The sequence below is a fragment of the Cupriavidus sp. SK-3 genome (assembly GCF_000611145.1).
Classification (GTDB): Bacteria; Pseudomonadota; Gammaproteobacteria; order Burkholderiales; family Burkholderiaceae; genus Cupriavidus.
On the sequence record NZ_JFJV02000075.1, the window covers coordinates 115,747 to 141,234 of the forward strand.

Below are 25,488 nucleotides of genomic sequence, written 5' to 3' on the forward strand. Positions count from 1 at the left end.
GATGGCCAGGAAGAAAGGCAAGAAGGGCGGCCAGCCGTCAAAATACGGCAGCCCGTACCAGCGGCGGGCAAGCGGCTCCAGCCAGTCGGCGTGGTCCGTCCCCCGTGACCAGCGCAAATCCCGCTCGCCGGCCCTGTGGCTGATCGGCGCCTGCGCGCTGGCCGCCGGCGTGGCGGCCATCGGCTCATGCAGCGACGACGGCGACGATGAAGCCGTGACAGTGCGGCGCGCCAGCTACGCATCGCAGGCCGACTGCGAAACCGACTGGAACGCACCCGAGGATTGCGAGAGCGTGCCGCTCGACGACATCTACGCCTCCAGCCTTGCGGATACAGCCGGCAGCAACGCCGGCGGTGGCAGTGGGAGCAGCGGCGGCGGCCATGGCGGTGGCTATTATGGTGGGTATCATGGCGGCACCGTGGCCCGCTGGTACGGGCCGTACTACACCCAGTCGGGTACGGTCTACCATCCCGACGGCACACAGACCCGGCGCGATATGTCGGGCGGCGCCGCGCGTCCGATGGGCGTGTATGACGGTAGCGGTAATCTCTCCCGCGTCGCCGAGGCGACCGGCACGCCGCATGCGACGATGGTGGAGGAGGCCACGCTGCGCCGGAGCAGCCTCGGACGCGGTGTGGCCGGCGGCATCTCGATGCGATCGGCCGCCGTCAGCCGCGCGCCGGTATCCTCGCGCGGCGGCTTTACCAGCCGCTTTGGCGGGTCCGGCCGCTCAGGTGGCGGTTGAGGTGGCGCACCGCGCGATTCAGTTTCTTGCCTAGCTACACGAATTGACCTATCCGGCCTGCCGCGTCCGACCCAGGCGGCCGGTCCGAAATAACCAGGAGTCCAGATGACATTCCCGCTGCAGCCGGTTTACGCCTACCTGATTTATATTCTCGCCAGTTTCGCCATGCTGGGATTGTTCCTGCTGGTGTATACGCGCATTACGCCGCACCGAGAGTTCGAGTTGATCCGCCAGGGCAATGTGGCGGCAGCCTTATCGTTGGGCGGTGCGGTATTAGGGTTTTCTCTGACGTTGTCGGCCAGCATCCAGCACAATACCGCCTTCTCGATGTTTGTGCTTTGGGGGTTCGGTGCCTTCGTGGTGCAGGTGCTGGCTTATGTGCTTGTGGCGCGGGCGCTGCACGGCGTCAGCGAACAAATTACCGCGGATAACCGCGGCATGGGCGCATTGATGGGCGTCGTGTCGCTGTCCGCAGGCATCGTCAATGCAGCTTGCCTGGCATAAGAGCCTGGCCGCAATAGGGATATCGCTTGGGAAATGTCTGAGCCAGCATGGGCGCAAGACCCTGTAAAATCGCTCCTCACTGGTGGCTTGACCCGCCTGATTATCCCCCTTCCTCCGCTTTGCCGGCCATCCGCCGCCGGCAAAGTCAATTACGAAAGTCATGTCAGAGTCTGATGAAGCCAAAATAGCCGCGGCGACGTGGGTCCGTGAGCAGATGGACCGCCACGGCCTCACGCTCGACGATTTACTTGAAGCGGGCTGTTTTGCTGCACCCCCGGCGCCTGCCCAAGTGACACCGGCGACAACAGTTGCCGCTCCCGCGCCGGCAACAGGGGCGGAAATTCCCGCACGGCCGCTCTACCGCAATGCCATGGGGCAGAGCTGGGACGGAACCGGCGAGCGTCCGGAATGGCTGCAGCGCGCGGTCAATGCCGGACAGACGATCGACTTTTTCCGCGTCGGCTAACGCCCTCCGGGCAGCGCCCTGGCTTCAGCCTGCCAGGTGCGCCTCACTGCGCCGGCGGCTGCACCACAAGCGTGGTTATCGTCAGCACGCCGTTGGCGCGGGCCACGATGAACTTCACCCGGTCGCCTTCCTTGACCTGCCCCAGCAGGGCGGGGTCTTGCACGCGGAAGATCATGGTCATGGCACCCATATCCAGGTTGGCGATAGGGCCATGCCGGATGGTGAGCTTGCCGGCAGCGGCATCCACCTTGCGGATTTCGCCATCGGTCATGGGCGCAGCCTCCGCCTGGACCGCGCCGGGAGCCCCGGGAGCATTCCCGGTGTCCGCGGGGTTGGCAGTATTGCCAGTATCGGTGGCGGCGCGGGCCGGCAGGATGGTGGCGGCCGCCAGCAGGGGCAGCAGCGCGAGCAGGATCTTGCGGATTTTCATGGGGATGCCTTCCTGATTGCCTGGTATTCGATACATCGATCTTTAGCGCACGCTGACCTGTCCCCGCATGCCGGCGTCATAGTGGCCGGGCAGCAGGCAGCCAAAGGCGACGCGGCCGCCGCGCGTGAAACGCCACAGCATTTCTCCGCTCTGTCCGGCTTCCAGCGTGACGGCATTGGGGTCGGCGTGTTCCATCCCGGGCATTTTCAGCATGTCGGCATAGTGGGCTTGCAGGTCGGCCTCGCTGCCGAGCACCATCTCGTGCCGTAGCTTGCCGGCGTTGCGGACGACGAAGCGGATCGTTTCGCCGGCCTGCACGGTGATGTCCGACGGGCTGAAGCGCATGTTGTCGGTCATGTCGACCTTGATGGTGCGGTTCACGCTGGCTGCATCGCCAGGCTCGCCGATGGCGCTGGGGCCATCGCCATGATGGCTGCCGTGGTTGCCCGCGGCGAGGGCGCTGGCGCACACAAGTGCGATGGACAGGGCGCTGGCGGCGGCCGCGGCACGGGATTGCATTTTGCGCATCTTTTCTTTCCTTGATCGGGTTGACATGCTCATTGGTGCGATGAATGGCTTGCGCCGGGCGTGCCGGCGTACTCGAAGGCAACCGTGCCTTTCGGGTGGCGGTACCAGCCGGGGTCCCGGTAGTCGTTGCGGCCAAGGCCGGCGCGCACCTTGAGCACGCTGAACATGCCGCCCATCTCGATCGGCCCGAATGGTCCCTGCCCGGTCATCATCGGCAGCGTGTTGTCGGGCAGCGGCATTTCCATGCCGCCCATATCCGCCATGCCGGCCTCGCCCATCGCCATGTAGTCGGGCACCAGCGCATTCATGCGCTTGGCCAGGTCCTTTTGCTTGACGCCGATCATGGTCGGCATCTGGTGGCCCATGGCGTTCATGGTGTGGTGCGACTTGTGGCAGTGGAATGCCCAGTCGCCCGGGTTGTCGGCGACGAACTCGATCGCGCGCATCTGCCCCACCGCTACGTCGGTGGTGACTTCCGGCCAGCGCGCGGACGGTGGTACCCAGCCGCCGTCGGTGCCGCTCACCTCGAAGCGGTGCCCGTGCAGGTGGATCGGGTGGTTGGTCATGGTGAGATTGCCAAAGCGGATGCGCACGCGATCGCCCAGGCGCACCGGCAGGCTGTCGATGCCGGGGAACACGCGGCTGTTCCAGGTCCACATATTGAAGTCCGTCATCTCGGCCACGCGCGGTGTATAGGATCCGGGATCGATGTCGTAGGCCGAGATCAGGAAGACGAAGTCCCGGTCGACCCGCATCTGCGCGGGATCCTTCGGGTGCACCACCAGGAAGCCCATCATGCCCATCGCCATCTGCACCATTTCATCCGAATGCGGGTGGTACATGAAGGTGCCGGCGTGCTTCATCTCGAACTCGTAGACAAAGGTCTTGCCGGGTGGGATATGCGGCTGAGACAAGCCGCCCACGCCGTCCATGCCGGCGGGCAGGATGATTCCGTGCCAATGCACGGTCGTGTGTTCAGGCAGCTTGTTGGTGACGAAGATGCGCACTTTGTCGCCTTCGACGCACTCGATGGTGGGGCCGGGGCTCTGGCCGTTGTAGCCCCACAGGTGGGCTTTCATGCCGGGCGCGAATTCGCGCTCGACGGGTTCCGCTACCAGGTGGAACTCTTTCCAGCCTTGGCGCATCCGCCACGGCAGGGTCCAGCCATTGAGCGTGACCACCGGGTTGTACGGACGGCCGGTGGCGGGCGCCAGCGGCGGCTGGGTGGCGGCGCTGGCTTGCAGCGCGGCTTCGGGCAGCACCGCGGCGCCGGCACGCGTCACCAGCGCCGCGCCGAGCATCGTGGCGCCGGAGCCATGCAGGAATTGTCTACGGGTAACCATGGTCATTGTCCTTTGGGCGAGGCCGGAAATGCCGGGCTTGCGGGGGCCGGGGGCGCATTGGAGGAAGAGGGCGATGCGGGCGGCGGCCAGGCGCCAGCTTCCGGCAGCCGTCCGCCGAGCGCGCCCTGGAGTTCGGTTTCGGCCACCCAGTACTCGCGCAGCGCGTCGAGATAGCCATTCACCGCGCCCACCTGCTCGCGTGCATCGGCCAGCAGTTCGAATACGCTGACCAGCATGCCGTTGTAGCGCAGCAAGCCCTCGTCGGAGATGCGCTTGCGCAGCGGCACCACTTCGTCGCGGTAGTGCCGCGCGATGTCATAGCGCGCCTGGTAGCCGGCATAGCTCTCGCGGACTTCCGAGCGGGCATTGATGGCGCTCTCCGCCAGCCGGCTGGCGGCTTGCATATAGACCGCTTCGGCGCGGGCCACGCGGGCGCCGCCCCAGTCGAACAGCGGGATCTCGATATCGATGCTGTAACCCGTTTCGCGCGGCTTGGCGGTCTCCGAGTTGCTCAGGTAGCTCACGTCGAGCACGCTGATAAAGCGCGTCGCCCTGGTCAGGCCAAGCGAGCGTGCCAGGCTGTCCAGCTGCAACCGGCCGGCTTGCAGGTCAAGCCGGCTGGCAATGGCATAGCCCTCCAGGTCGGCCAGTGCGGGCCTGGCTTTCGGCAGGTCCGGCAAGCGCTCGGGGAGCCGGTATTGCGCGCCGGTACCCCACAGGCCGAGGCGGCGCGTCAGTTGTTCGCGCGCCGCCAGGGCTTGCTGGCGTGCACGCGCGAGTTGGGTGGCTGCGTCGGCATAGAAGGCTTGCTCGCGCGCGTGATCGAGCGCGCTGACGTTACCCGCCCGCGCGAGGTCGCGAGCGAACAGCGCGCCCGTCTCGGCGGCATTCTTCACCTGCTCGGCATAGCGTGCCGATTGTTCCGCGGCGACCGCATTGACGAAGGCCTTGCGCGTCTCCAGCGCTTGCCGCAGCAAGGTGTCGGCCACGGCAAGCCGGGTTTGGGCAAAGCGGTCCTGCTCGATGCGGGCCGCCAGCGGCAGCACCAGCAGGTTCATCAGGCCGACCGAGATGGCGCGGTCGATCTTCAGGTCGTCGCCCTGGCGCTTGCGGCTGAAGGAAAAACCAGGGTTGGGCAGGCGCGTGGCCTGCACGTATTCGGCCTCGGATATACCGAGTTCGGCAAAGGCCGCCTGCAAGCCGGCGTTGTTGAGCAGTGCGATCTGTACCGCGCTGTCGGCATCGAGCGGCTGCGCCAGCAAGGCCTGGGTACGCTCGAAGACGGCGGCGCGATCCTCATCGGAGCGCACCCAGAGGGCGTCCTTGCCAAGGCGTTCGCGCGCGGCGGTGGCCGCGGTGCCAAAGCCGCCATCAGGAGAAAATCCAGCGCAGCCGGCCAGCAGCAGGGCGCAAGCCGCTGCCGCCAGCCCGGGCCGGAATGGCAATCGGAGAGACATGCGGCGTCCTTAGTGGCGATGGCCGTGGCTGGCGCCCGCCTGGACAGGCGTGGCAGGCTTGCCGGCGGGCATCGGCGCGCCGGCGCTTGGCGTGTCCTTGCTTGCAGGGGGCGTGACCTGGGCATTGGACTCCCGCCATGGGGCGATCGCCTGGGCCTGGAACGGCACGTAGCCGGCGAGCACGTTCAGTGCCGGCAAGGGCGGCACGGATGCGCCGGGGTCGAGCGGATTGGCGGCAGGTGCGCTGGACTGGGCCGACGACAAGGCCGGCCCGAGCAGCAGGCAAGCCGCCGCGAAAATGCGGACGAAATGCATGACAACCTCAGTGTTCGTGGGGGGCGCGGTTAGCGGCGCGGGGCAAAACGAACGGGGGATGAGCGTGCGCTGGGCGCACCTCGGGTGTCAGCAGCGTGCGGCGGGCGGGCGGTACGAGGGAGAGGGAAGGAAGCCGGTGTAGGCGGCCAGGGCGGCTGCCGGTGCGGCATGGCCGTGGCTGGCCAGGGCGAGTTCAGGCAGGATCGTGGGCATGACCGCCCCGAGCGCACAGGCGGCACAGGCGCTGCAGGCCCCACCGGCGCCGTGGCTGGCGTGATGATCCTGGTGGTCCTGCTGGCTGGATTGGTCGGCGATGTCTGTCACGTCGGCCTGGTCATGCGCCGGGTCCACGGCGTCATGGCAATGCGCGCTGGCATGGCTGCCAAGCGCATCCTCCGCCTGCGATTTCATTGCCGCATGACGTAACATCATCGATGTCATGGCAGGCGAATCGGCCGGCAGCCCGTGGGACGCCTGCACCGACTGCGCCGCGCTGCAGACCATCATGACTGCCGCCGCGACACCCTGTGCGGGCAGCGCGATCATGGCGAGACATAGCAGGAAGGAGCTCAGGAGACGTTTCATCGGGGCAGGAAAATGGCAGCCGTCATTGTACCTGCACTGAAAGGTGCGAAAGCGTGACGCGAACATGACAAACCTGTCATCTTCTGCCGCGGCGGGTTTTCCTCGTATAGCGTGTCGGTCTTGCCGGGCCGACCACTAACCGGCGGATGGCCGGCAGATGGCTCGGAGTGAATGGAAATGCGCATATTGATTGTTGAAGACGAACCCAAGGCAGGCGACTACCTGCGCAAGGGCCTGACTGAATCCGGTTTCGTGGTGGACCTGGCACGCGACGGCGTGGACGGGCTTGCCCATGCGCGCGGCCAGGAATACGACCTGATCGTGCTGGATGTGATGTTGCCGGGCATGGATGGCTGGCAGGTGCTCCAGGAACTGCGGCGCGAGCGCGATACGCCTGTCTTGTTCCTGACCGCGCGCGACGAGCTCTCGGACCGGCTCAAGGGCCTGGAGCTGGGTGCCGACGACTATATGGTCAAGCCCTTCGCTTTTGCCGAACTGGTCATGCGCATCCGTACCATCCTGCGGCGCGGCCCCTTGCGTGAAAGCGAGCTGATCGAAGTGGCGGACCTGCAGATCGACACCGTCAAGCGGCGTGTCACCCGCGACGGGCAGAAGCTCGAGCTGACCTCCAAGGAGTTTGCGCTGCTGCAACTGCTGGCGCGCCGCAGCGGCGAAGTGCTGTCGCGTTCGCTGATCGCCTCGCACGTATGGGACATGAATTTCGACAGCAATACCAATGTAGTCGATGTTTCCATCCGCCGGCTGCGCGCCAAGGTGGACGATCCCTTCCCCCGCAAGCTGATCCACACCCGCAGGGGCATGGGCTACGTACTGGAAGAGGAGGCCTTGTGAGCCGGGCGATGTCAGGGGCCGCCTCTTGATCCGCGCCGTACTGCGCCTGCCGGCATCGCTCACGGCACGGCTTGCGTTGGCCTATGGCGCCGCCACTGTGGCCATCCTGGTGGCCGTAGGCACTTACCTGGCGAGCGCGCTTGCCGCCCAGTTGCAGGATCGCGACGAAAGCGAACTGGTCAGCGAAGTCCTGCTGGTGCGCCACCTGCTGCGCGAAGTCAGTTCGGAGGAGGAGATCCGGGCCGACACACATCGCTTTGCCGATCTCGCGCTGGGCCATGAAGGCCTGATCCTGCTGGTACGCGGCAGCGAGGGCACACCGCTGGTGAGCCTCAATCCGCGCCATGAACCGGTGCCGGTGTTGCCCGTGCTGCCTGCCGAGACGCACCCCGACAAATCGCGGCTGCACACCTGGTACCCGCGCAACGGCGTTGCTTCGCGCGGCATCTCCGCGCTTGGGCAACTGGGCGATTCCGATCGCGCGGTCGAGATCGTGGTGCTGCGCGACGCAGGGTACCGCGTCGCGCTGATGAAGGCATACCAGACCCAGATGCTCTGGGCCACGCTGTGCGGCGCGGCGGTGGCGGCCGGGTTGGGCTACCTGCTGGCCAGGCGCGGCTTGCGTCCGCTCAGGCGCATGGCCGAGGACGCCTCGGCCGTCACCATGAGCCGGCTTGCCACGCGCCTCGATGCCGGGCAGGCGCCCACCGAACTGCGCGCGCTGGTGGCTGCGCTTAACGACATGCTGGCGCGCCTGGAGGATGGCTTTCGCCGGCTCTCCGAATTCTCGGCCGACCTCGCGCATGATTTCCGCACCCCCATCAGCAACCTGATCGGGCAGACCCAGGTCACGCTCGGCCAGAGCCGCCCGGTGCAGGAGTACGAAAACCTGCTGGAGTCCAACCTGGAGGAATACGAGCGCCTGGCCCGCATGATCGAGAACATGCTGTTTCTCGCGCGTGCCGACCATGCGCAGGTGGCCATGAAGGTGCGCGAGCTGGACGCGAGGGCGGAGCTGGACAAGGTGGCCGAGTATTACGAGGCCGTTGCCGCGGACCGCGATATCAAGGTGCAACTGGCGGGGCAGGGCAGCGTGCATGCCGACCAGACCTTGCTGCGGCGCGCGGTGACCAACCTCGTCGACAACGCCCTGCGCCATGCCCCCGCCGGCAGCGCCGTGGACATCCGGGTGGTGGCGGACGTCCATGCCACCAGGATCCGGGTGGGCAACGGCGGTGGCGGGATCGCACCGGAGGCGCTGCCGCATGTATTCGGGCGCTTCTACCGGGGAGATCCGGCGCGCAGCAATTCGGCGGCCTCCACCGGGCTCGGGCTGGCCATCGTCGACACCATCATGCGCCTGCATGGCGGCAGCGTCAGCCTGCGCAGCCTGCCTGGCGAGACGGTGGCGGAGCTGACGTTTCCGCTGATGCCTCAGGCGACCGGCGCGCGGCCGGCCAAGGTTTGAAGGTTAAGGGACGAAGCGCAGGGGAGCCGCTTGTGCGGAGCCACGTCGACGGTTCTTCCCTGACAGGCCAGGCCGCGCCCAGGGCGGGGTCATCAGACCTCGACCACGCAGGCCCGTTTGAAGGGGCCCGCGTGAACTTCCCCGGGTCTTAGCCGTTGGGCAACGCTGGCGCCGGATCCGCACCGGCCAGGCGTTCGTTGCCGGATTCGCGCACCTGGCCAGCCTCATCCTCATCCCGCCGATGGGCCAGCCGGTAGAGCACCGGCAGCACCAGCAAGGTCAGCGCGGTGGAAGACAGGATGCCGCCGATCACCACCGTGGCGAGCGGGCGCTGCACTTCGGCTCCGGTCCCGGTGGCGATCGCCATCGGGATAAAGCCCAGCGATGCCACCAGCGCCGTCATCAATACCGGGCGCAGCCGGGTCAGCGCGCCAGTGTGGATGGCTTCATCCAGCGGCTTGCCTTCTTCGCGCAGGCTGCGGATGAAGGACAGCATGACCAGCCCGTTGAGCACCGCCACGCCGGACAGGGCGATAAATCCCACCGCCGCCGAGATCGACAGCGGAATGCCCCGCAGCCACAGCGCCAGAATGCCGCCGGTGAGCGCAAAGGGGATGCCGGTAAAGACCAGCAGGCCATCGCGCATATTGCCGAACATGGCAAACAGCAGTACGAACACCATCAGCAATGCCACCGGCACCACGATTTGCAGCCGCGTGGTGGCGGATTGCAATTGCTCGAAGGTGCCGCCCCAGGTGACCCAGTAGCCGGCGGGGATCTTGACCTGGCGATCGAGCATGGCCATGGCATCCGGCACGAAGGTGCCTACGTCACGCCCGCGCACATTGGCGCTGACCACGATGCGGCGCTTGCCGTTCTCGCGCGAGACCTGGTTGGGCCCGGGGGCGAGGGTGAGCGTTGCCACTTCGCCCAGCGGGATGTAGCTGGCGCTTGCCGTGGTTCCCTTGGGCAGGGGAATCGGCAGGCGCCGCAGCGCTTCCACATCGGCGCGGATGCCTTCCGGCAGGCGCACGCCGATATTGAAGCGGCGGTCACCCTGGAAGAAGATGCCGGCATCGCGCCCGCCGACGGCGATGGCCACCGTGTCCTGCACGTCGGTCATATTAAGTCCGTAGCGGGCCGCGCGGGCACGGTCCACGTCCACCGTGAGCACCGGCAGCCCGCTGGTCTGCTCGACCTTGACTTCGGTCGCGCCGGGGATGGATTGCAGCACGTTGGCGACTTTTTGCGCGGTATCCTCCAGCACGGCGTTGTCGTCGCCGAAGATCTTCACGGCCACGTCGCTGCGCACCCCGGAGATCAGTTCGTTGAACCGCAACTGGATCGGCTGCGAGAATTCGTACTTGTTGCCGGGGATGGTCGCCAGTTCGGCCTCCATCTCCGCCAGCAGTTGCTCGCGCGTCTTGGACGGATCGGGCCACTTTGCCCGCGGCTTGAGCATGATGTAGCCGTCGGACGCATTGGGCGGCATCGGGTCCGAGGCGATCTCGGCGGTGCCGGTGCGGGCGAACACGCGCTCGATCTCGGGGAATTTCTCCTTGAGGCGCGTCTCGATCTGTTGCTGCATCGCGAGGGATTGCGTCAGGCTGGTGCCGGGAATGCGCAGCGCCTGCACGGCGAAATCGCCTTCGTTCAGGTTGGGGATGAACTCGCTGCCCAGGCGCGTCGCCACCAGGCCGCTCAGCAGCACCGCCACGGCGGCAAGGGTCAGCACCACCGGTGTGTTGGCGATGGTCTTGCCGAGCATCGGCGCATAGGCGCGCTTGGCCCACAGCATCAGGCGGTTTTCCTTCTCGGCCACCTTGTCGCCGATAAACAGCGCTACCGCCGCGGGCACAAAGGTCACCGACAGGATCATGGCCCCGATCAGCGCCAGCACCACCGTCATCGCCATCGGGTGGAACATCTTGCCCTCCACGCCGGTCAGCGCAAAGATCGGGATGTAGACGATCATGATGATGAGCTGGCCGAAGATCAGCGGCCGGCGCGCCTCCCTGGCGGCGGCAAAGACTTCGTGGAAGCGTTCGCTGCGGGTGAGCGGGCGGCCGTGCTGTTGCTGGGCATGTGCCAGCCGCCGCACGCAGTTCTCCACGATCACCACCGCGCCGTCGATGATGATGCCGAAGTCCAGCGCGCCCAGGCTCATCAGGTTGGCGCTGATCTTGTAGGTCACCATGCCGGTGAACGTAAACAGCATGGATAGCGGGATCACCAGCGCGGTGATGATGGCGGCGCGCAGGTTGCCGAGGAACAGGAACAGGATCACGATCACCAGGATCGCGCCCTCGACCAGGTTCTTCTTGACGGTGGCGATGGCGCGGTCGACCAGCACGGTGCGGTCGTACACCGTGACGGCCTTGACACCTGCCGGCAGGGAACGGTTGATGGCCGCCATGCGCTGGTCTACCGCTTGCGACACGGCACGGCTGTTCTCGCCGATCAGCATGAAGACGGTGCCCAGCACCACCTCGCGTCCGTTGTCCGTGGCCGCGCCGGTACGCAGTTCACGCCCGATCCCTACCTCGGCCAGGTCGCGGATGCGGATGGGCTGGCCTTGTGCGCTACCGACGATGATCTCGCGGATATCGTCGATGGACTTGACCTGTCCCGGAGCGCGTACCAGGTATTGCTCCCCGCGCCGTTCGATATAGCCGGCGCCCACGTTGGCGTTGTTCTTCTCCAGCGCCGCCACAACGTCCTGCAGGCTCAAGCCGTAGGAAGCGAGCCGTTCCGGGCTGGGCGCCACCAGGTATTCCTTGGCGAAGCCGCCAATGGAGTTGATCTCTGTCACGCCCGGCACGGTGCGTAGTTGCGGCTTGATGACCCAGTCCTGGATCTCGCGCAGATCGGTCGGGGTGTACGGCGTGCCGTCGGCCTTCCTTGCGCCGTCCTCGGCTTCCACCGTCCACAGGTAGATCTCGCCGAGCCCGGTCGAGATCGGGCCCATCTGCGGCGCAACGCCCGTGGGCAGGTTCTGCGCCCCTTCCTGGATGCGCTGGTTGACAAGCTGGCGCGCGAAGTAGATGTCGGTGCCGTCCTTGAAGATCACCGTTACCTGGGACAGGCCGTAGCGCGACAGCGAACGGGTTTGCTCCAGCCCGGGCAGCCCGGACATGGCGGTTTCGATCGGATAGGTGACGCGCTGCTCGGTTTCGAGCGGCGAGTAGCCTGGCGCGGACGTGTTGACCTGCACCTGCACGTTGGTGATGTCGGGCACCGCGTCGATGGGCAGCCGGCTGTAGTTGTAGATGCCGAGCGCCGCCATGGCGAATACGGCCAGCAGCACCAGCCACCGCTGCTCGATGGCAAAGCGGATCATTCGTTCAAACATGATGGTGTCTCCGCTTAGTGGCTATGCTCGGCGCCGGCCTTGCCCAGCTCGGCCTTGATCACGAAGCTGTTGCCGGCCACGTACTTCCAGCCGGCCTGCATCCCGTGCGAGATCTCGACCAGCTTGCCGTCGCTGCGTCCGGTCTTGACCGGTTGCGCCAGGAAGCCGCCCGGCACGGCAACGAACACCACCTGCTGTTCGCCAATGCTTTGCAGCGCCTGGGCGTCGATGGCCACCGGCACCTCGGCGCTGGAATCGGTCACGCCCACGGTAACGAACAAGCCGGGACGCCAGGCCATCTTCGGGTTGGGCAGGGTAACGCGGGCTGTAGCCGTGCGGGTTTGCTGACCCAGCAGGGATCCGACATACGAGACAGTTCCCTCGGCCTTGCCGTCGAAGGCGGTGGAGGCGATCTTCACCTTCTCGCCGACGCGCACGCGGTCCAGGTCCTTGGGCGCGATCACGAATTCGGCCCATACCGTGCTCAGGTCCGAGATGGTGAACACGTTGGCGTCGGCCGCCACGGCTTCGCCAAGCGCAAGGTGCTTCTCCACCACGGTGCCGTCGAAGGGGGCGCGCAGCTCAAAGCGGTTGAGCGACTTGCCGCCCGCATTGCCGCTGGCGCCAATGGCGGTCAGCTTCTGCGTGGCGTTTTGCGTGGCGATGCGCGCTTCCTGTAGCGCGGTGCGCGCCGCCAGGTAGTCCTGCTCGGCGGAAATCTTGTCTTCCCAGAGCTTCTTCTCGCGCTGGAAGGTCGATTCGGCCAGTTCCAGGCGCTTTTGCGCGGCCAGCAGTTCGCTGCGCTGGTCGGACAGCGCGGTGCTGGCCAGCACCGCCAGCAAGTCGCCTTTTTTCACTTGCTGCCCAAGGTTGGCCGACACGCTTTCCACCACGCCGGCTACGCGCGGCACCACGTGGGCGGTGCGGTCCTCGTTGAAGCGGATCTCGCCGGGGAAGGAAACAGTGGCCTCGATACGCGCAGGTCCGGCGGCGAGCAGCGTGAGCCCGGCGCCCTGGATCTGCCCGGGCGTCATCTCGACGCGGCCTTCTTCCTTGCCAAGCTTGATTGCGATGGGTGCATTGCTGTCCAGCAGCGTCACATTCAGGCTGGCATCGAACGCGTGCGGCTCCGCGATCGTGGCTTCGCTTTGCAGGTAGGACCCGGCGGGCCGGAAACCCAGCGGTTCCTTCTCGCCGGTGAGGCGCTGCAGTTGCCCCGACACCTTGATGCCCGCCGGCGCCACGGCCTTGCCGCCTTGCGCGACCCAGATCCGCATGCGCGGGCCGCCTTCACTGGCGCCGGCTTCGGCCACCAGCACTTCCACGCTGGTATCGCCTTGCCTGAACAGCTGTCCGCCATTGGGGCCTGTGCTGCTTTCGTGATGCTCGCCGTCGCCATGTGCGGCGTCGTCGTCGTGCGCAGCGCCGGCTTTGCCGTCGTGATGCTCGCCGTCGTTGTGGGCGGCGGCCTCTGTATGCGCGCCGTGTCCGCCTTCGGCCGCGCTGTTGCCGCCGCCGGTGAAGATTAATGCCGCGCCGGCCAGCGCGCCGCTGGCCAGGATGATGGCGATGCTCGTTTTTTGCTTGCTGCTGATTGCCATGATGGGTTCCTTTGACTCAACGGCCAAGAATGCGGTCGATGGTGGTGGCAGCCTGGTAGGCGGTGGCGACCACGCCGAGATAGCGGATGCGCGCCTGGAACCAGGTGCGCTGCGCATCGAGCACGTCGAGGAAGTTGAACTTGCCGGCTTCGAAGCCTCGCGTGGCGGCCTCGTAGGCCTGCTGGGCGGCAGGCAGCACGGTGCCTTTGAGGGCTTCGGCCGAAGTCCGGGATACGGTCAGTTGCCGCGCGGCTTGCTGCAGTTCATTGGCGAGCCGCACCTGTGTCGCGCGGTACTCATCGGCGGCCTTGTCGGCCTGGCGCATGGCGGCGTACAGATTGCCCTGGTTGCGGTCGAACAGCGGCAACGGCAGCGACACGCCCAGCACAGGCATGGTGCCGCGATCGGAACTGTTGTCGCGCTTGCTGCCCAGGCTGACGGTCAGGTCTGGATACTGGCGGCTGCGTTCCACGCCAATGATGGCCTGCCGCCGCTCCATCTCCAGCCGGCTGTTCGCCAGTTCCGGCGCGCTATCCAGCGCTTGCGTCAGGGTGGCGCCGTCGGGGCGGGCCGGGAGGGTGTCCAGATTGCCGGCGGCCTCAAGGAAGCGGGCTTCGCTGCTGCCCCACAGGCCAGCCAGCGCCTGGCGCGCTGCGGCCAGGGCGGCCTCGGCGTCGGCGACTTCGAGTTCGGCATTGGCCTGTTCGACGCGCGCCTTGCTTTCCTCGAGCGGCGCGATCTTGCCGGCGGCCACGCGGCGGGCCGCGGCCAGCGCGCCCTTGGCGGCGATATCGGCCGAGCCCCGCGCAAGCTTGACGCGCTCCTGTGCGATAACCACCGCAAAGAAGCCGCCTACAACGGCGGCGCGCAGGTCGGTGCGGGTCGCGCCCAGTTGCGATTGCGCGAGTTCGCGCGCTTTCCCCGCAGCATCGATCCGCGCGGAGCGCTTGCCGCCAAGTTCGAGCGGCAGGTTGACCTGGGCCGTTGTGGTGCGAGTGTCGCGGCGGTTGTCTTCGAACAGCACCGCGACTTCCGGGTTGGGGATGGTGCGCGCCTGCATGATGCCGCCCTCGGCAGCATCAAGTTCATGGCCGGCAGCCGAGAGCGTGAAATTGCGTCCGGCCGCGAGGGCGAGCGCATCTTCCAGCGTTAGCCTGCCGGCAGGCTCCGCGATTTGCCGGGCTGCCTGGGCGGCGGGCAATGGCGTGGTCGCCGCGTTCTGGGCGAACGCGGCAGGGCTGAGCAAAGCTGCCGCCAGCCCGAGCGGCATCACAAGTGTTCTCATCGAATTTCACCGGGGAAAAAGCCAGGGAAGTTCGGCGAGACGAGAGTCTGGAGGTAAAGGGAGTCGTCTCGCCGGTCAGACGGCGAGAGACCACTGCGGGCGGTCGGGGGTGGCGCCGGGCGCCGACAGGTAGGACGCGGCAAGCGCCCGGTAGCTGATGGCCACGCCGTGATGCAAGGCGGTCGCGCCGAGGTCCGGCAGGACCAGCTGGGCGCTGGCAAAGTGGCAGACGGCGCAGTCGAGATCGGGCAGCTTGATATTGCCCTTGCCGTCCTTGCTGTCGGTACTGCCGTGCTGGCTGACCTTGCCCTGGTGGGCGTGGCTATGGTGGCCGAAATGCCAGTTGTCGCTGGCCGCGGCGATCGTGTTGTCCTGCGGTGTGCTTTCGTGATGGCAATACGCCGCCGCACCGGCCCAGGCGAACTGGAGCGGCAGCATGATGGCGAAAAGCAGGATCAGGAAACGTCGCATGCGGCGGATTATATAGGCAGGAAGCATGACCCTTGTGCGACTGTGGCTTAACACTGGCGCAAATGGCGGCGGCAGGTGCCATATCGGGTCAGCCGCTTGCATTCAAGCCGGGTTCGAGTGCGGGCCGCCAGCGAGGTTCCCCGCAGAGGCGCCGGACGTTGCACTTTGAGAATGATTCACAATGCGCTTGACCCTGTAGTCGCTCCAGGGTCTTTAATGGACGGTAAGCAATAACAAGCAGGAAAAACCGCCATGCCTAGCGCCACGCCAGACCAAGCCTCGCTTCGTGACCAGAAGGGTGTCGATCACGGGCATTCACACGCACATGACCACGCGCACAAGCACGAGCACAAGCACGAGCACGTGCACCAGCATGACCACGGCGAGGACCACAAGCATGGCCATGATCATGTTCACGATCGCCGCGCCCAAGCTGCCAGCCCGGCGTGCTGCGGCTGCACCAGTGCGGCTCCCGCGGCTCCCGTTTCGGTCCCGGCAGGCGCCGCCGCGGCCAGCTATCGCATCGACGCGATGGACTGCCCCACGGAAGAGACCCTGATCCGAAACAAGCTGAGCAGCATGGCGGGCGTGGCGGCGCTCCAGTTCAACCTGATACAGCGCGTACTGACGGTGCACCATACGCTGGATTCCCTGGATCCGGTGGTGCGCGCCATCGAGAGCCTCGGCATGAAGGCCGAACCGCTGTCGGAGCAGGCGGCGGAGCTGCCACTGCAGGCCGCCAAGCCGTGGTGGCCGCTGGCGCTGGCCGGTGTGGCCGCGCTCGGTGCGGAGGTGGTGGGATGGCTGCAAGTGCCTGCCCAGGATTGGCTGGCCCCCCTGTTGGCACTGGCGGCCGTGGCCATGGCCGGGCTGGGCGTCTACAAGAAGGGTTGGATTGCACTGTCCAACGGAAACCTGAATATCAATGCGCTGATGAGTATCGCCGTCACCGGCGCCATGCTGATCCGGCAATGGCCGGAGGCCGCCATGGTCATGGTGCTGTTTGCGCTGGCCGAGCGCATCGAGGCGGCATCGCTGGATCGCGCCCGCCATGCCGTGCGCGGCCTGATGGCGATGGCGCCGGAGCAGGCCACGGTGCGTCAGCCGGACGGCAACTGGCTGCCGGTGGATGCCCGCGCGGTGCCCATCGGCGCGCTGGTACGGCTGCGTCCCGGCGAGCGTGTGGCGCTCGACGGCCGCGTGCTGCGCGGCCAGTCCACGCTGGACCAGGCACCGATCACCGGCGAGAGCGTGCCGGTGGACAAGGCCGTGGGCGATGCGCTGTTTGCCGGCACCATCAACCAGGCAGGCGAGCTGGAGTACGAAGTCACGGCGCCGGCCAGCGGGTCCACGCTGGCGCGCATCATCCACGCGGTGGAGGCGGCGCAAGGCAGCCGCGCGCCCACGCAGCGCTTTGTCGACCGCTTTGCCCGCATCTACACGCCGCTGGTGTTCCTCGGCGCCGTGATGGTGGCCGTGGTGCCGCCGCTGGTGCAGGATGGCGACTGGAGCGCCTGGATCTATAAGGCACTGGTGCTGCTGGTGATTGCCTGCCCATGCGCGCTGGTGATCTCCACGCCGGTGACCATTGTCAGCGGGCTGGCCGCAGCCGCGCGGCGCGGCATCCTGATCAAGGGCGGCGTCTATCTGGAGCAGGGCAAGGATCTCAAATGGCTGGCGCTGGACAAGACCGGCACCATCACGCACGGCAAGCCGGTCCAGACCGATTTCCAGCCACTGGGCGAGATCGCGGCGGCCGGCGAGGCGGCCAGCGAGAGGGCGCGCGTCATCGCGGCCAGCCTCGCGGCCCGCTCCGACCATCCGGTCTCCATGGCCGTGGCGAACGCCGCGCTCTCTCAGGGCCTGGCGGTGCTGGAAGTGCAGGATTTCGCGGCGCTGCCGGGTTACGGCGTCAGCGGCAGCGTGAGCGGCCGCGCCTACTACCTGGGCAATCATCGTCTGATCCACGACCGCGGGCTATGCTCGCCTGAACTGGAAGCCACGCTGGAAGCGCTGGAGCGGCAAGGAAAGACAGTCGTGCTGCTGGGCGCCGATCACGGCGTCGAGGCGCTGTTCGGCGTGGCGGACACGGTCAAGGACAGCAGCCGCCAGGCGGTGGCGGAGTTGCATGCGCTGGGCGTCAGGACGCTGATGCTCTCGGGCGACAACCCACATACGGCTCAGGCCATCGCTGCCCAGGTACAGATCGATGAGGCGCGCGGCAATCAGCTGCCGCAGGACAAGGCGGATGCCATTGCGGCGCTGAGCGTGAAGGGGGCCGAGGGTGGTGCGGCCGGCGGCAAGCGCGTGGTCGTGGGCATGGTGGGAGACGGCGTCAACGACGCGCCCGCGCTGGCCCGCGCCGATATCGGCTTTGCCATGGGCGCGGCCGGGACCGACACGGCGATCGAGACCGCCGACGTGGCGCTGATGGATGACGACCTGCGCAAGATCCCGGCGTTTATCCGCCTGTCGCGGCAGACATCGACCATATTGAAGCAGAACATCACCCTGGCGCTTGGCATCAAGGCGGTGTTCCTCGCGCTGACGGTCATGGGCATGGGCACCATGTGGATGGCGGTGTTCGCCGATATGGGGGCGAGCTTGCTGGTGGTGTTCAACGGCTTGCGCCTGGCGAAGGCGGGGCGCGCCTGAAAACGGACGCGCCCCCTGGGAAGGGGGCGCGCGAATCCTTTCGTCCTTTTGTCCTTTTGCCGCGGTGTCAGGGCTGGATGATCAACTCGCCGCTGCGGCCTTCGATAGCGCCCCAGGTTACAGGCGCCGTCGGCAGGCTGGCAGGATCGAGATGGCGGTAGAACGTGCCCATCGATACCAGTTCATGTCCTTGCGCGCGCCAGCCATCCAGCAGCCGGTTGAACACCGGCGCAAGTTTCCCGCCTTCCAGTTCCGTGTGCAGCGTGAAGACGTGGTCGCGCTCGCCTTCGCTCAGGCGCAGCACTGCCTTGTGGACGTTGTCCTCGGTCAGGTCGTCCACGCCGATGAGCTCGTCCAGCGTTGGCAGCGTGGTGGGCATCTGCACATGGCGGCATGCGACGCCATCAACGGAGGGGATGTACGGCGCGGTGCCGCGGCCGTCGGAAGCATACGCCATGCCCCAGTCGTCGATCTGGCGGAAGGCATCATCGTTCATCTGCCAGCCGGCGGCGCCATGCGTGGGCGGCGCTTCGCCGAAGATCTCGACGTAGCGGTCGAATGCGCTCTGCATCTGGCGCCGGGTCCAGGCGGCATCGCGCTCGCGCACGTTGTCCTGCCAGTAGACATGGTCCCAGGTATGGATGCCGCATTCGTGTCCCGCCGCACGCGCCGCGCGCATCTCGGCCGCGCCTTTGCGGCCGATGTCGGGGCCGGGCAGCAGCACGCCGTACATCAGCGTGCGCAAGCCATAGTTCGACACCACCGAGGTGCGCGAGACTTTCTTCAGGAAGCCGGGCCGGAACACGCGCCGCAGCGCCCAGCCGGTATGGTCCGGGCCAAGGCTGAAGAGAAACGTAGCCTCGGCCCGCACGCGGGCCAGCATGGAGAGCAGCGCCGGCACGCCTTCGCGGGTGCCGCGCAGCGTGTCGACGTCGACCTTGAGGGCGATACGGGCCATCGGGTGCTTGCGCTCAGTTGGCCGAATCGACCAGGGTGCGCGCTTCCACGACTTTGCCGCGGTAGGCTTCGAAGATGGCGCGCAGCGCGTCTTCCATGCTGACCTCGGGCTTCCAGCCGAGTTCTTCCACGGTGTTGTCGATCTTCGGCACGCGGTTCTGCACGTCCTGGTAGCCCTTGCCGTAGAAGTCGCCGGAGGACGTTTCAACGATCTGGGTCTTCTTGGCTTCTTCCGCGTACTCGGGGTAGTCGCCGGCCATCTTCAGCATCATCTCGGCCAGTTCGCGCACGGAGTGGATATTGCGCGGGTTGCCGATGTTGTAGATCTTGCCGCTGGCAACGCCGTCCGGATTCTCGATGATGCGCATCAGGGCGCTGATGCCGTCGGTGACGTCGGCAAAGGCACGCTTCTGCGCGCCGCCATCCACCAGCTTGATCGGTTCGCCGCGCACGATGTGGCCCAGGAACTGGGTCACCACGCGCGAGGAGCCTTCCTTCGATTCGAAGATCGAATCCAGGCCGGCGCCGATCCAGTTGAACGGACGGAACAGCGTGTAGTTCAGGCCTTGCTCCATGCCGTAGGCGTGGATCACGCGGTCCATCAACTGCTTCGAGCAGGCATAGATCCAGCGCGGCTTGTTGATCGGGCCACAGATCAGTTCGGAGGATTCCGGGTCGAATTCGTCGTCGTGGCACATGCCGTACACCTCGGAGGTGGACGGGAACACCAGGTGCTTGCCGTACTTCACGGCGGCGCGCACGATCGGCAGGTTGGCTTCGAAGTCCAGTTCGAACACACGCAGCGGCTGGCGCACGTAGGTGGCGGGGGTGGCGATGGCCACCAGCGGCAGCACCACGTCGCACTTGCGGATGTTGTACTCGATCCACTCCTTGTTGATGGTGATGTCACCTTCAAAGAAGTGCATGCGCGGATGGTCGATCAGGTCGCCAAGGCGGTCGCTGGACATGTCCATGCCGTAGACTTCCCACGACGTGGTTTCGAGAATGCGGCGCGTCAGGTGGTGGCCGATGAAGCCGTTGACGCCAAGAATCAGGACCTTTTTCATCGGTTTTCCTCTTTGGACAATGCGGTAAGAAATACGGAAAGCGCGTCTGCCGGGACCGGGGCGGCGGTGCCGCCATCGTCCAGCAGTTCGCGTACAAGGATCACGCCGCCATCGCCGCACACGCCGACGATCTGCCCGTCGATCACGTGCAAGCCCGGGCGGGCGGCGCTGGCGGACTGGAACAGGGCCGCCTGCGGGCGGCGAGCCTGGGCCACCACGAAGCGGCGTCCGCCGATCTCGGTGAAGGCGCCGGGATAGGGCGGCGCTACCGCGCGGATCAGGTTATACACCTGCGCGGCGGGTTGCTGCCAGTCGATGCGGCCATCCTCGGGCTTGCGGCCCGAGAAGTAGCTGCCTTCGGCCAGACGGTTGGGCAATTGCGGCGTGTTGCCGGCCATCATGGCGGGCAGGGCGCGCCACAACGTTTGCTCGGCGGCGACGGTCACCTTCTCGAAGACTTCGCCGGCGGTGTCGTCGGGCAGGATCGGCACGGAGGTCTGGTCAACGATATAGCCGGCATCCGGCTTGGCTTCCATGGCGTGCAGCGTGGCACCGGTCTCGGTTTCGCCGTGCAGAACCGCCCAGTTCACCGGCACGCGGCCACGATACCTGGGCAGCAGAGAGCCGTGCATATTGAACGCGCCTTGCGGTGCCAGCGCCAGCACTGCCGCGGGAATCATCGCGCGGTAGTAGAAGGAGAAGATCACGTCCGGGCGCGCGGCGGCCACCGCGGCGGCCAGCGCCGGGTCGGCCGGGTCTTCGCCGTACATGACGGGCAGGCCGAGTTCGGCGGCGGTATCGGCAACGCGGCGGAACCAGATGTTTTCATCGGGGCGGTCGCGGTGGGTGACCACCAGCGCCACCTCCACGCCGCGCGCGCGTAGCGTGCGCAGGCAGCGGTCGCCGACGTTGTGATAAGCAAAGACTACTGCGCGCACGAGGGCTCCGGTTTCTTTTGCTGCTCCGGGCTGCCTTCGAGCACGGCCTGGATGCGGTAGCGCGGACGGTTGCGCACCTCCTGGTAGATGCGCCCGATGTATTCGCCCAGCAGGCCGATGCCGAACAGCATGATGCCCACCAGGAAGAAGTTGAAGGCGAGCAGGGTGAACACCCCCTGCACTTCCGCGCCGAGAACAAAGCGCCGTACCAGCAGCACGGCCACCAGGCCGGCGGATGCCAGCGAAAGCAGCGTGCCGATGGCGGAGAACCACTGCAGCGGCACGATCGAGAAGCCGGTCACCAGGTCGAAGTTCAGCCGGATCAGCTGGAACAGCGAGTACTTGGATTCGCCGGCGTGGCGCTCCTCGTGCTCCACCACGATCTCGACCGGGTTGGAGGAGAAGGTATAAGCCAGCGCGGGAATGAAGGTGTTCACCTCGCGGCAGGCGTTGATGGTGTCGATGACGTTGCGGTCGTAGGCGCGCAGCATGCAGCCCTGATCGGTCATCTTGATGCGTGTGATGCGTTCGCGCAGCCGGTTCATGGCGCGGGAGGCAATGCGGCGGAAGGCGGTGTCGTTGCGCTCGCGGCGGATGGTGCCGACGTAGTCGTGGCCTTCGCGCATGGTTGCCACCAGCCGCGGGATTTCTTCCGGCGGGTTTTGCAGGTCGGCGTCAAGGGTGATCACGATCTTGCCGCGGGTGTGCTCGAAGCCGGCCAGGATGGCCATGTGCTGGCCAAAGTTGCCGTTGAACAGCACCACGCGCGTGACATCCGGGCGCTGATGGAACTGGCTGGCCAGGATCTGCGCCGAACGGTCGCGACTGCCGTCGTTGACGAAGATGACCTCGTAGCTGCAGCCGAGTCCGTCCATTGCCGGGTAGAGCCGGTCGAACAGGGCTTGCAGGCCGTCTTCCTCGTTGTAGACAGGGATGACGACCGAGACTTCGACTGGGCTCATTTGAAGAGGCGTTTGCATGTTTCGCTAAGAGTTGCGCATACCCGCTCCACATCGGCGGCTTGCATGGCGGGGAACATCGGCAGCGTGACGATGCCCCGACCGATGCGTTCGGCATGCGGCAGCATGCCTTCGCGCCAGCCCAGGGAGCGGTAATAAGAAAACAGGTGCAAGGCGGGGTAGTGCACGCCGGTGCCGATGCCACGCTCGCGCATGGCTTCCATCACGGCGTTGCGCCCGCCTTCGATACGTTCGGCCGGCAGTACCACCTGGAACATATGCCAGTTGGTGGTGGCCAGGTCGCCGTCGCGCGGCAGCGGCAGTTCGATGCCGAGTTCGGCCAGGCCGCTGTCGGCCGCACAGCGGAAATAGGTTTCCGCCAGTTCGGCGCGGCGCGCGGTGATGGCGTCCAGGTGGGCGAGCTGCGACAGGCCGATGGCGGCGTTGACATCGGTCAGGTTGAATTTGCCGCCGGGCTCTTCCACGTCCATGCCGTCCATGCCGGTGCGGATCACGCCTTGCAGGCGCAGGCGCTCGGCGCGCTGGGCTTCCTCGGGCGAGTTCATCACCAGGCAGCCGCCTTCGATGCTGGTGATGTTCTTGTTGGCCTGGAAGCTGAAGCTGACGAGGTCGCCGAAGGCGCCGATGCGCTGGCCGCGCCAGCGCGAGTCGATGGCCTGCGCGGCGTCTTCGATCACGCGCAGATCATGCTTGCGGGCGATTGCGTAGAGACGGTCCATGTCCACCGGCAGGCCCGACAGGTAGACCGGCATGATGGCGCGCGTGCGCGGCGTGATGGCGGCTTCCACCGCGTCAAGATCGATATTGCGTGTGCGCGGGTCGATGTCGACGAAGACGGGCCTGGCGCCCACCGTGATCACGACATTGGCCGTGGCCACCCAGGTAATCGGGGTGGTGATGACTTCGTCGCCGGGGCCGATATTGGCCACGCGCAGCGCGATTTCCATCGTCGCCGAGCCATTGGCGAAGGTGCGCACGGGGCGGCCGCCGAACAGCTCGGACAGGGCGGCCTCGAAAGCGTGCATCTTGGGGCCGGAGGTGATCCAGCCCGAGGCCAGCACCTTGCCGACCTCGGCGATGGCATCGGCGTCAATATTCGGCTTGACGAAGGGCAGGAAGGCTTGCACAGCGGTAGCGGTCATGGCGATCAGGCTCTTGGTACGGGGTGACGGTAATCAGGAACGGGCAACAAGGAACACGCCTGCGAGGATCAGCAGCATGCCGGCCACGCGCATCGGGCCGATCATTTCGCCGAACAGGTACCAGGCAGCCAGGGCATTCACTACATATCCGAGCGACAGCATCGGGTAGGCGATCGACACATCGACGCGCGACAAGCCGACGATCCATACGCCGACACTGACCACATACAGGGTCAGCCCGGCCAGCACCGGCCACTGCGTCAACACGCGTAGGGCGGTGGTGAACAGCGTGGCGCGGTCGAGCGTGATGGCGCCCACCGCGTTGGTGCCGGCCTTGAGCAGCAACTGGGCGCACGCATTAAGCAGCACGCCAGTAAAGATGAATGCGAAGGTGGAAAGCGTCATGGCGCGCGGTTCGGTTCTTGCGGGGTTGCTGCCGGCGCCTGGCCGGGGGGCGGGAAATTGGTGACCGCCACGCGGCGCTTGTCTTGCCCAATCTTGTACATCGGCACCTTGCGCTCTTCAAGCAGCTTGTAGGTGGAGGCCGACATGATACCTACGGCGTGCTGGCCATCCTGCCATTTTGCAATAAAGGCTTCCAGCGTGGGCAGCCATTTCCCGGGCTCCTGCTTGGTGCCGAACTCGAGTTCGTCGGGCCATTCCACCATGATGGTGGTGCGGCGCAGGTAATAAGGCAGGGTGTGGTCCAGCATGCGCACGCCGTAGATCGGCATGTCATCGGTAAGGACCGCCTTGATGGCCGGGACCATGTCCACGCCCGAAGTCGGCCGCCCCATCACTTCATGGCCGAGCAGCGCTACGGTAAAGCTGCTGAACATGCCCAGCGCATAGAACGTGATGCTGACCATCAGGCCTTTGCTGGCCAGCAGCTTGCGCGCCAGGAAGATGCCGCCGAGCATCAGCACGAAGGCCGCGCCAACCCACACCGCGAACAGGCGGTACAGTTCATTGGGCGTATTGTCGGAGTTCAGGGTGGCCACCACGGGGCTGGCCAGCAAGCCGAGCGCAGCCACTACCAGCATGCCATTGAGCTGGCGCTTCCAGGCCTTCTCGTCAATCTCCTTGAGCGCGACCGCCGCCAGGATAGCCAGAGCCGGGAAGATCGGCACGATGTAGCCGGGCAGCTTGGAGCTGGACAGGCTGAAAAAGACAAAAATGGCAATGGCCCAGATCCCTGCCAGCAACGCCGGCTGGAATGGTTTGACGGCGGCCGTGCGGGCCGCGGCGGCGCCGCCGCGCATCGCCTGCCACATGCGCGGCATCAGGCCCAGCCAGGGGATGAAGCCGGCCACCAGCAGCGGCACGAAATACCACAGCGGGCCCTTGCGGGAGTGCACCGTCGAGGTATAGCGCTGCCAGTGCTCATGGATAAAGAAGAAATTGAGGAACTCCGGATTGCGCTCCGACACCAGCCAGAACCAGGGCACCGTGACGATCAGCATGAGCGCGATGCCGGTGATCAGGTGCAGGCGGCGCCACAGGCCAAAATCGCGCGAAACCAGCGTGTAGATCACCAGTACCAGCCCCGGCAGGGCGATGCCCACCAGGCCTTTGGTCAGGATCGCCACGCCCATGGCCACCCAGCAAGCCCACATCCAGTAGCGGCGCGCGGCCGGCGTGGCGGAGGGATGCTGGGCCAGCAGCATGAAGGCCAGCACGCAGGCCATGGCGCCGGACAGGGTCATGTCCAGCGAGTTGAAGTGCGCGGCCACGCTCCACATGGGCGCGGCCACCAGGACCAGGCCGGTCAGCAGGGCGACGCGCGCGCCATACCAGCGATGTGCCGCCAGCACGGAAGCCAGCAGGCCGATCATGCCCGACAGCGCCACGCAGAGGCGGGCCTGCCAGTCACCTACGCCGAGCAGGGTGTAGGACAGGGCCGTCACCCACATATGGAAGGGCGGCTTTTCGAAGTATTTGAGCGCGTTATAGCGAATCGTGACCCAGTCACCGCTGGCAAACATCTCGCGGGCGATCTCGGCATAGCGCCCTTCATCGGAGCGCAGCAGGTGGCGTGCGTCGAGCGTGCCGAACCAGACCAGGAGAATAAACAGGCAAACCAGTGCAATCGCGCCAATCGGCAGGCCGGCGGATTGCGAAACACCTTGTGCGGTGCTTCGCGAGGTATCTCGCGAGGTCACGGAACTACGCATACGTCTCCTGGAAACTGATCGGGTGGCCGTTGGGCTTGCGCCCGGAACGGCCGATTCTCGGGCCTGACGGAATATAACGGTCGTGGCGCCTGCCGCCGCCGGGTAGCCCAGTCGCCACAAACTGCGGCTTCAGGCCCGTTGGTTTGCCCCGCCAGCGGCCATTGCAGGCAAGC

Annotated in this window: 23 protein-coding genes; 6 read left to right on the forward strand and 17 right to left on the reverse strand. The window is 66.3% G+C overall.

Annotated elements, in window-relative coordinates:
- The first annotated feature begins 1 nt into the window (after window position 1).
- The 3 genes from CF70_RS08160 (at window position 2) to CF70_RS08170 (ending at window position 1,715) form a co-directional block, all read left to right on the forward strand.
- Window positions 2–745, forward strand: a complete 744-nt coding sequence (locus tag CF70_RS08160) for a hypothetical protein (protein ID WP_035862844.1) — start codon at window positions 2–4, stop codon at window positions 743–745.
- A gap of 105 nt (window positions 746–850) precedes the next feature.
- Window positions 851–1,249 carry a DUF350 domain-containing protein gene (locus CF70_RS08165; RefSeq protein ID WP_035862847.1) on the forward strand — a complete coding sequence of 133 codons (399 nt, stop codon included), beginning with the start codon at window positions 851–853 and terminating at the stop codon, window positions 1,247–1,249.
- 160 nt (window positions 1,250–1,409) lie between these two features.
- On the forward strand, window positions 1,410–1,715 hold the full coding sequence (locus tag CF70_RS08170) for an H-NS family nucleoid-associated regulatory protein (protein WP_035862849.1): 306 nt from the start codon (window positions 1,410–1,412) through the stop codon (window positions 1,713–1,715).
- 43 nt (window positions 1,716–1,758) lie between these two features.
- On the opposite strand, the gene CF70_RS08175 is transcribed toward CF70_RS08170, so the two are convergent.
- The 6 genes from CF70_RS08175 to CF70_RS08200 all read right to left on the reverse strand — a co-directional run bounded on the left by CF70_RS08175 (window position 1,759) and on the right by CF70_RS08200 (window position 6,373).
- Window positions 1,759–2,145, reverse strand: coding sequence for a copper-binding protein (locus CF70_RS08175; RefSeq protein WP_035862851.1), 387 nt, complete (start codon window positions 2,143–2,145; stop codon window positions 1,759–1,761).
- Between the two features lie 42 nt (window positions 2,146–2,187).
- Window positions 2,188–2,673, reverse strand: a complete 486-nt coding sequence (locus CF70_RS08180) for a cupredoxin domain-containing protein (protein WP_035862853.1) — start codon at window positions 2,671–2,673, stop codon at window positions 2,188–2,190.
- Window positions 2,674–2,702: 29 nt separating this feature from the next.
- Complete coding sequence (locus CF70_RS08185) at window positions 2,703–4,016, reverse strand: multicopper oxidase family protein (protein WP_035862954.1); 1,314 nt, start codon at window positions 4,014–4,016, stop codon at window positions 2,703–2,705.
- Between the two features lie 2 nt (window positions 4,017–4,018).
- Window positions 4,019–5,473, reverse strand: coding sequence for a TolC family protein (locus tag CF70_RS08190; protein WP_035862854.1), 1,455 nt, complete (start codon window positions 5,471–5,473; stop codon window positions 4,019–4,021).
- A gap of 9 nt (window positions 5,474–5,482) precedes the next feature.
- Window positions 5,483–5,788, reverse strand: a complete 306-nt coding sequence (locus CF70_RS08195; protein ID WP_035862855.1) for a hypothetical protein — start codon at window positions 5,786–5,788, stop codon at window positions 5,483–5,485.
- 87 nt (window positions 5,789–5,875) lie between these two features.
- Window positions 5,876–6,373 (reverse strand): hypothetical protein, encoded by a 498-nt coding sequence (locus tag CF70_RS08200; protein ID WP_035862955.1) that lies wholly within the window; start codon window positions 6,371–6,373, stop codon window positions 5,876–5,878.
- A gap of 177 nt (window positions 6,374–6,550) precedes the next feature.
- Between CF70_RS08200 and CF70_RS08205 the strand changes: the two genes are divergently transcribed.
- Complete coding sequence (locus tag CF70_RS08205) at window positions 6,551–7,225, forward strand: heavy metal response regulator transcription factor (RefSeq protein ID WP_035862957.1); 675 nt, start codon at window positions 6,551–6,553, stop codon at window positions 7,223–7,225.
- Between the two features lie 25 nt (window positions 7,226–7,250).
- Window positions 7,251–8,693 (forward strand): heavy metal sensor histidine kinase, encoded by a 1,443-nt coding sequence (locus tag CF70_RS08210; RefSeq protein WP_235184942.1) that lies wholly within the window; start codon window positions 7,251–7,253, stop codon window positions 8,691–8,693.
- 148 nt (window positions 8,694–8,841) lie between these two features.
- On the opposite strand, the gene CF70_RS08215 is transcribed toward CF70_RS08210, so the two are convergent.
- From CF70_RS08215 to czcI, 4 genes are all read right to left on the reverse strand, one after another.
- Window positions 8,842–12,045, reverse strand: coding sequence for a CusA/CzcA family heavy metal efflux RND transporter (locus CF70_RS08215; RefSeq protein ID WP_035862856.1), 3,204 nt, complete (start codon window positions 12,043–12,045; stop codon window positions 8,842–8,844).
- A gap of 14 nt (window positions 12,046–12,059) precedes the next feature.
- The gene (locus tag CF70_RS08220) at window positions 12,060–13,646 is read right to left on the reverse strand and encodes an efflux RND transporter periplasmic adaptor subunit (RefSeq protein WP_035862858.1); all 1,587 of its coding nucleotides are present in this window, start codon (window positions 13,644–13,646) and stop codon (window positions 12,060–12,062) included.
- A gap of 16 nt (window positions 13,647–13,662) precedes the next feature.
- Window positions 13,663–14,931: a TolC family protein gene (locus CF70_RS08225; RefSeq protein ID WP_035862859.1), complete on the reverse strand. Its 1,269-nt coding sequence runs from the start codon at window positions 14,929–14,931 to the stop codon at window positions 13,663–13,665.
- A gap of 75 nt (window positions 14,932–15,006) precedes the next feature.
- Window positions 15,007–15,402, reverse strand: a complete 396-nt coding sequence (gene czcI, locus CF70_RS08230) for a cation efflux protein, CzcI family (protein WP_035862960.1) — start codon at window positions 15,400–15,402, stop codon at window positions 15,007–15,009.
- A 252-nt stretch (window positions 15,403–15,654) separates the two neighbouring features.
- Between czcI and CF70_RS08235 the strand changes: the two genes are divergently transcribed.
- Window positions 15,655–18,057, forward strand: a complete 2,403-nt coding sequence (locus CF70_RS08235) for a heavy metal translocating P-type ATPase (RefSeq protein ID WP_035862860.1) — start codon at window positions 15,655–15,657, stop codon at window positions 18,055–18,057.
- A gap of 67 nt (window positions 18,058–18,124) precedes the next feature.
- Here CF70_RS08235 and CF70_RS08240 read toward each other — a convergent pair whose 3' ends face one another.
- The 7 genes from CF70_RS08240 to CF70_RS08270 are packed head-to-tail and all read right to left on the reverse strand — an operon-like array spanning window position 18,125 to window position 25,315.
- Window positions 18,125–19,015, reverse strand: coding sequence for a polysaccharide deacetylase family protein (locus CF70_RS08240; RefSeq protein WP_035862861.1), 891 nt, complete (start codon window positions 19,013–19,015; stop codon window positions 18,125–18,127).
- A 13-nt stretch (window positions 19,016–19,028) separates the two neighbouring features.
- Window positions 19,029–20,081 carry a bifunctional UDP-4-keto-pentose/UDP-xylose synthase gene (locus tag CF70_RS08245; RefSeq protein ID WP_051648144.1) on the reverse strand — a complete coding sequence of 351 codons (1,053 nt, stop codon included), beginning with the start codon at window positions 20,079–20,081 and terminating at the stop codon, window positions 19,029–19,031.
- A complete protein-coding gene (locus tag CF70_RS08250; protein ID WP_035862862.1) occupies window positions 20,078–21,019 on the reverse strand; it encodes a formyltransferase in 942 nt (313 codons plus the stop codon). The genes CF70_RS08245 and CF70_RS08250 overlap by 4 nt, the downstream gene beginning before the upstream one ends.
- The gene (locus CF70_RS08255) at window positions 21,007–21,999 is read right to left on the reverse strand and encodes a glycosyltransferase (protein ID WP_035862864.1); all 993 of its coding nucleotides are present in this window, start codon (window positions 21,997–21,999) and stop codon (window positions 21,007–21,009) included. The genes CF70_RS08250 and CF70_RS08255 overlap by 13 nt, the downstream gene beginning before the upstream one ends.
- Window positions 21,978–23,141, reverse strand: coding sequence for a DegT/DnrJ/EryC1/StrS family aminotransferase (locus tag CF70_RS08260; RefSeq protein ID WP_035862865.1), 1,164 nt, complete (start codon window positions 23,139–23,141; stop codon window positions 21,978–21,980). The genes CF70_RS08255 and CF70_RS08260 overlap by 22 nt, the downstream gene beginning before the upstream one ends.
- Before the next feature lie 33 nt (window positions 23,142–23,174).
- On the reverse strand, window positions 23,175–23,546 hold the full coding sequence (locus CF70_RS08265; RefSeq protein ID WP_035862867.1) for a DMT family transporter: 372 nt from the start codon (window positions 23,544–23,546) through the stop codon (window positions 23,175–23,177).
- Window positions 23,543–25,315, reverse strand: a complete 1,773-nt coding sequence (locus CF70_RS08270) for a glycosyltransferase family 39 protein (protein WP_035862869.1) — start codon at window positions 25,313–25,315, stop codon at window positions 23,543–23,545. Before CF70_RS08270 ends, CF70_RS08265 begins: the two co-directional genes overlap by 4 nt.
- Window positions 25,316–25,488: the final 173 nt, after the last annotated feature.

Excerpts from the sequence above, each read along its gene's own strand:
- CF70_RS08180 (WP_035862853.1), bottom strand. The coding sequence starts at position 2,673 with ATGCGCAAAATGCAATCCCGTGCCGCGGCCGCCGCCAGCGCCCTGTCC.
- czcI (WP_035862960.1), bottom strand. The coding sequence starts at position 15,402 with ATGCGACGTTTCCTGATCCTGCTTTTCGCCATCATGCTGCCGCTCCAG.
- CF70_RS08245 (WP_051648144.1), bottom strand. The coding sequence starts at position 20,081 with ATGAAAAAGGTCCTGATTCTTGGCGTCAACGGCTTCATCGGCCACCAC.
- CF70_RS08220 (WP_035862858.1), bottom strand. The coding sequence starts at position 13,646 with ATGGCAATCAGCAGCAAGCAAAAAACGAGCATCGCCATCATCCTGGCC.
- CF70_RS08165 (WP_035862847.1), top strand. The coding sequence starts at position 851 with ATGACATTCCCGCTGCAGCCGGTTTACGCCTACCTGATTTATATTCTC.
- CF70_RS08215 (WP_035862856.1), bottom strand. The coding sequence starts at position 12,045 with ATGTTTGAACGAATGATCCGCTTTGCCATCGAGCAGCGGTGGCTGGTG.
- CF70_RS08240 (WP_035862861.1), bottom strand. The coding sequence starts at position 19,015 with ATGGCCCGTATCGCCCTCAAGGTCGACGTCGACACGCTGCGCGGCACC.
- CF70_RS08260 (WP_035862865.1), bottom strand. The coding sequence starts at position 23,141 with ATGACCGCTACCGCTGTGCAAGCCTTCCTGCCCTTCGTCAAGCCGAAT.
- CF70_RS08175 (WP_035862851.1), bottom strand. The coding sequence starts at position 2,145 with ATGAAAATCCGCAAGATCCTGCTCGCGCTGCTGCCCCTGCTGGCGGCC.
- CF70_RS08270 (WP_035862869.1), bottom strand. The coding sequence starts at position 25,315 with ATGCGTAGTTCCGTGACCTCGCGAGATACCTCGCGAAGCACCGCACAA.
- CF70_RS08195 (WP_035862855.1), bottom strand. The coding sequence starts at position 5,788 with ATGCATTTCGTCCGCATTTTCGCGGCGGCTTGCCTGCTGCTCGGGCCG.
- CF70_RS08170 (WP_035862849.1), top strand. The coding sequence starts at position 1,410 with ATGTCAGAGTCTGATGAAGCCAAAATAGCCGCGGCGACGTGGGTCCGT.
- CF70_RS08205 (WP_035862957.1), top strand. The coding sequence starts at position 6,551 with ATGCGCATATTGATTGTTGAAGACGAACCCAAGGCAGGCGACTACCTG.
- CF70_RS08200 (WP_035862955.1), bottom strand. The coding sequence starts at position 6,373 with ATGAAACGTCTCCTGAGCTCCTTCCTGCTATGTCTCGCCATGATCGCG.
- CF70_RS08225 (WP_035862859.1), bottom strand. The coding sequence starts at position 14,931 with ATGAGAACACTTGTGATGCCGCTCGGGCTGGCGGCAGCTTTGCTCAGC.
- CF70_RS08190 (WP_035862854.1), bottom strand. The coding sequence starts at position 5,473 with ATGTCTCTCCGATTGCCATTCCGGCCCGGGCTGGCGGCAGCGGCTTGC.
- CF70_RS08185 (WP_035862954.1), bottom strand. The coding sequence starts at position 4,016 with ATGGTTACCCGTAGACAATTCCTGCATGGCTCCGGCGCCACGATGCTC.
- CF70_RS08265 (WP_035862867.1), bottom strand. The coding sequence starts at position 23,546 with ATGACGCTTTCCACCTTCGCATTCATCTTTACTGGCGTGCTGCTTAAT.
- CF70_RS08235 (WP_035862860.1), top strand. The coding sequence starts at position 15,655 with ATGCCTAGCGCCACGCCAGACCAAGCCTCGCTTCGTGACCAGAAGGGT.
- CF70_RS08255 (WP_035862864.1), bottom strand. The coding sequence starts at position 21,999 with ATGCAAACGCCTCTTCAAATGAGCCCAGTCGAAGTCTCGGTCGTCATC.
- CF70_RS08160 (WP_035862844.1), top strand. The coding sequence starts at position 2 with ATGGCCAGGAAGAAAGGCAAGAAGGGCGGCCAGCCGTCAAAATACGGC.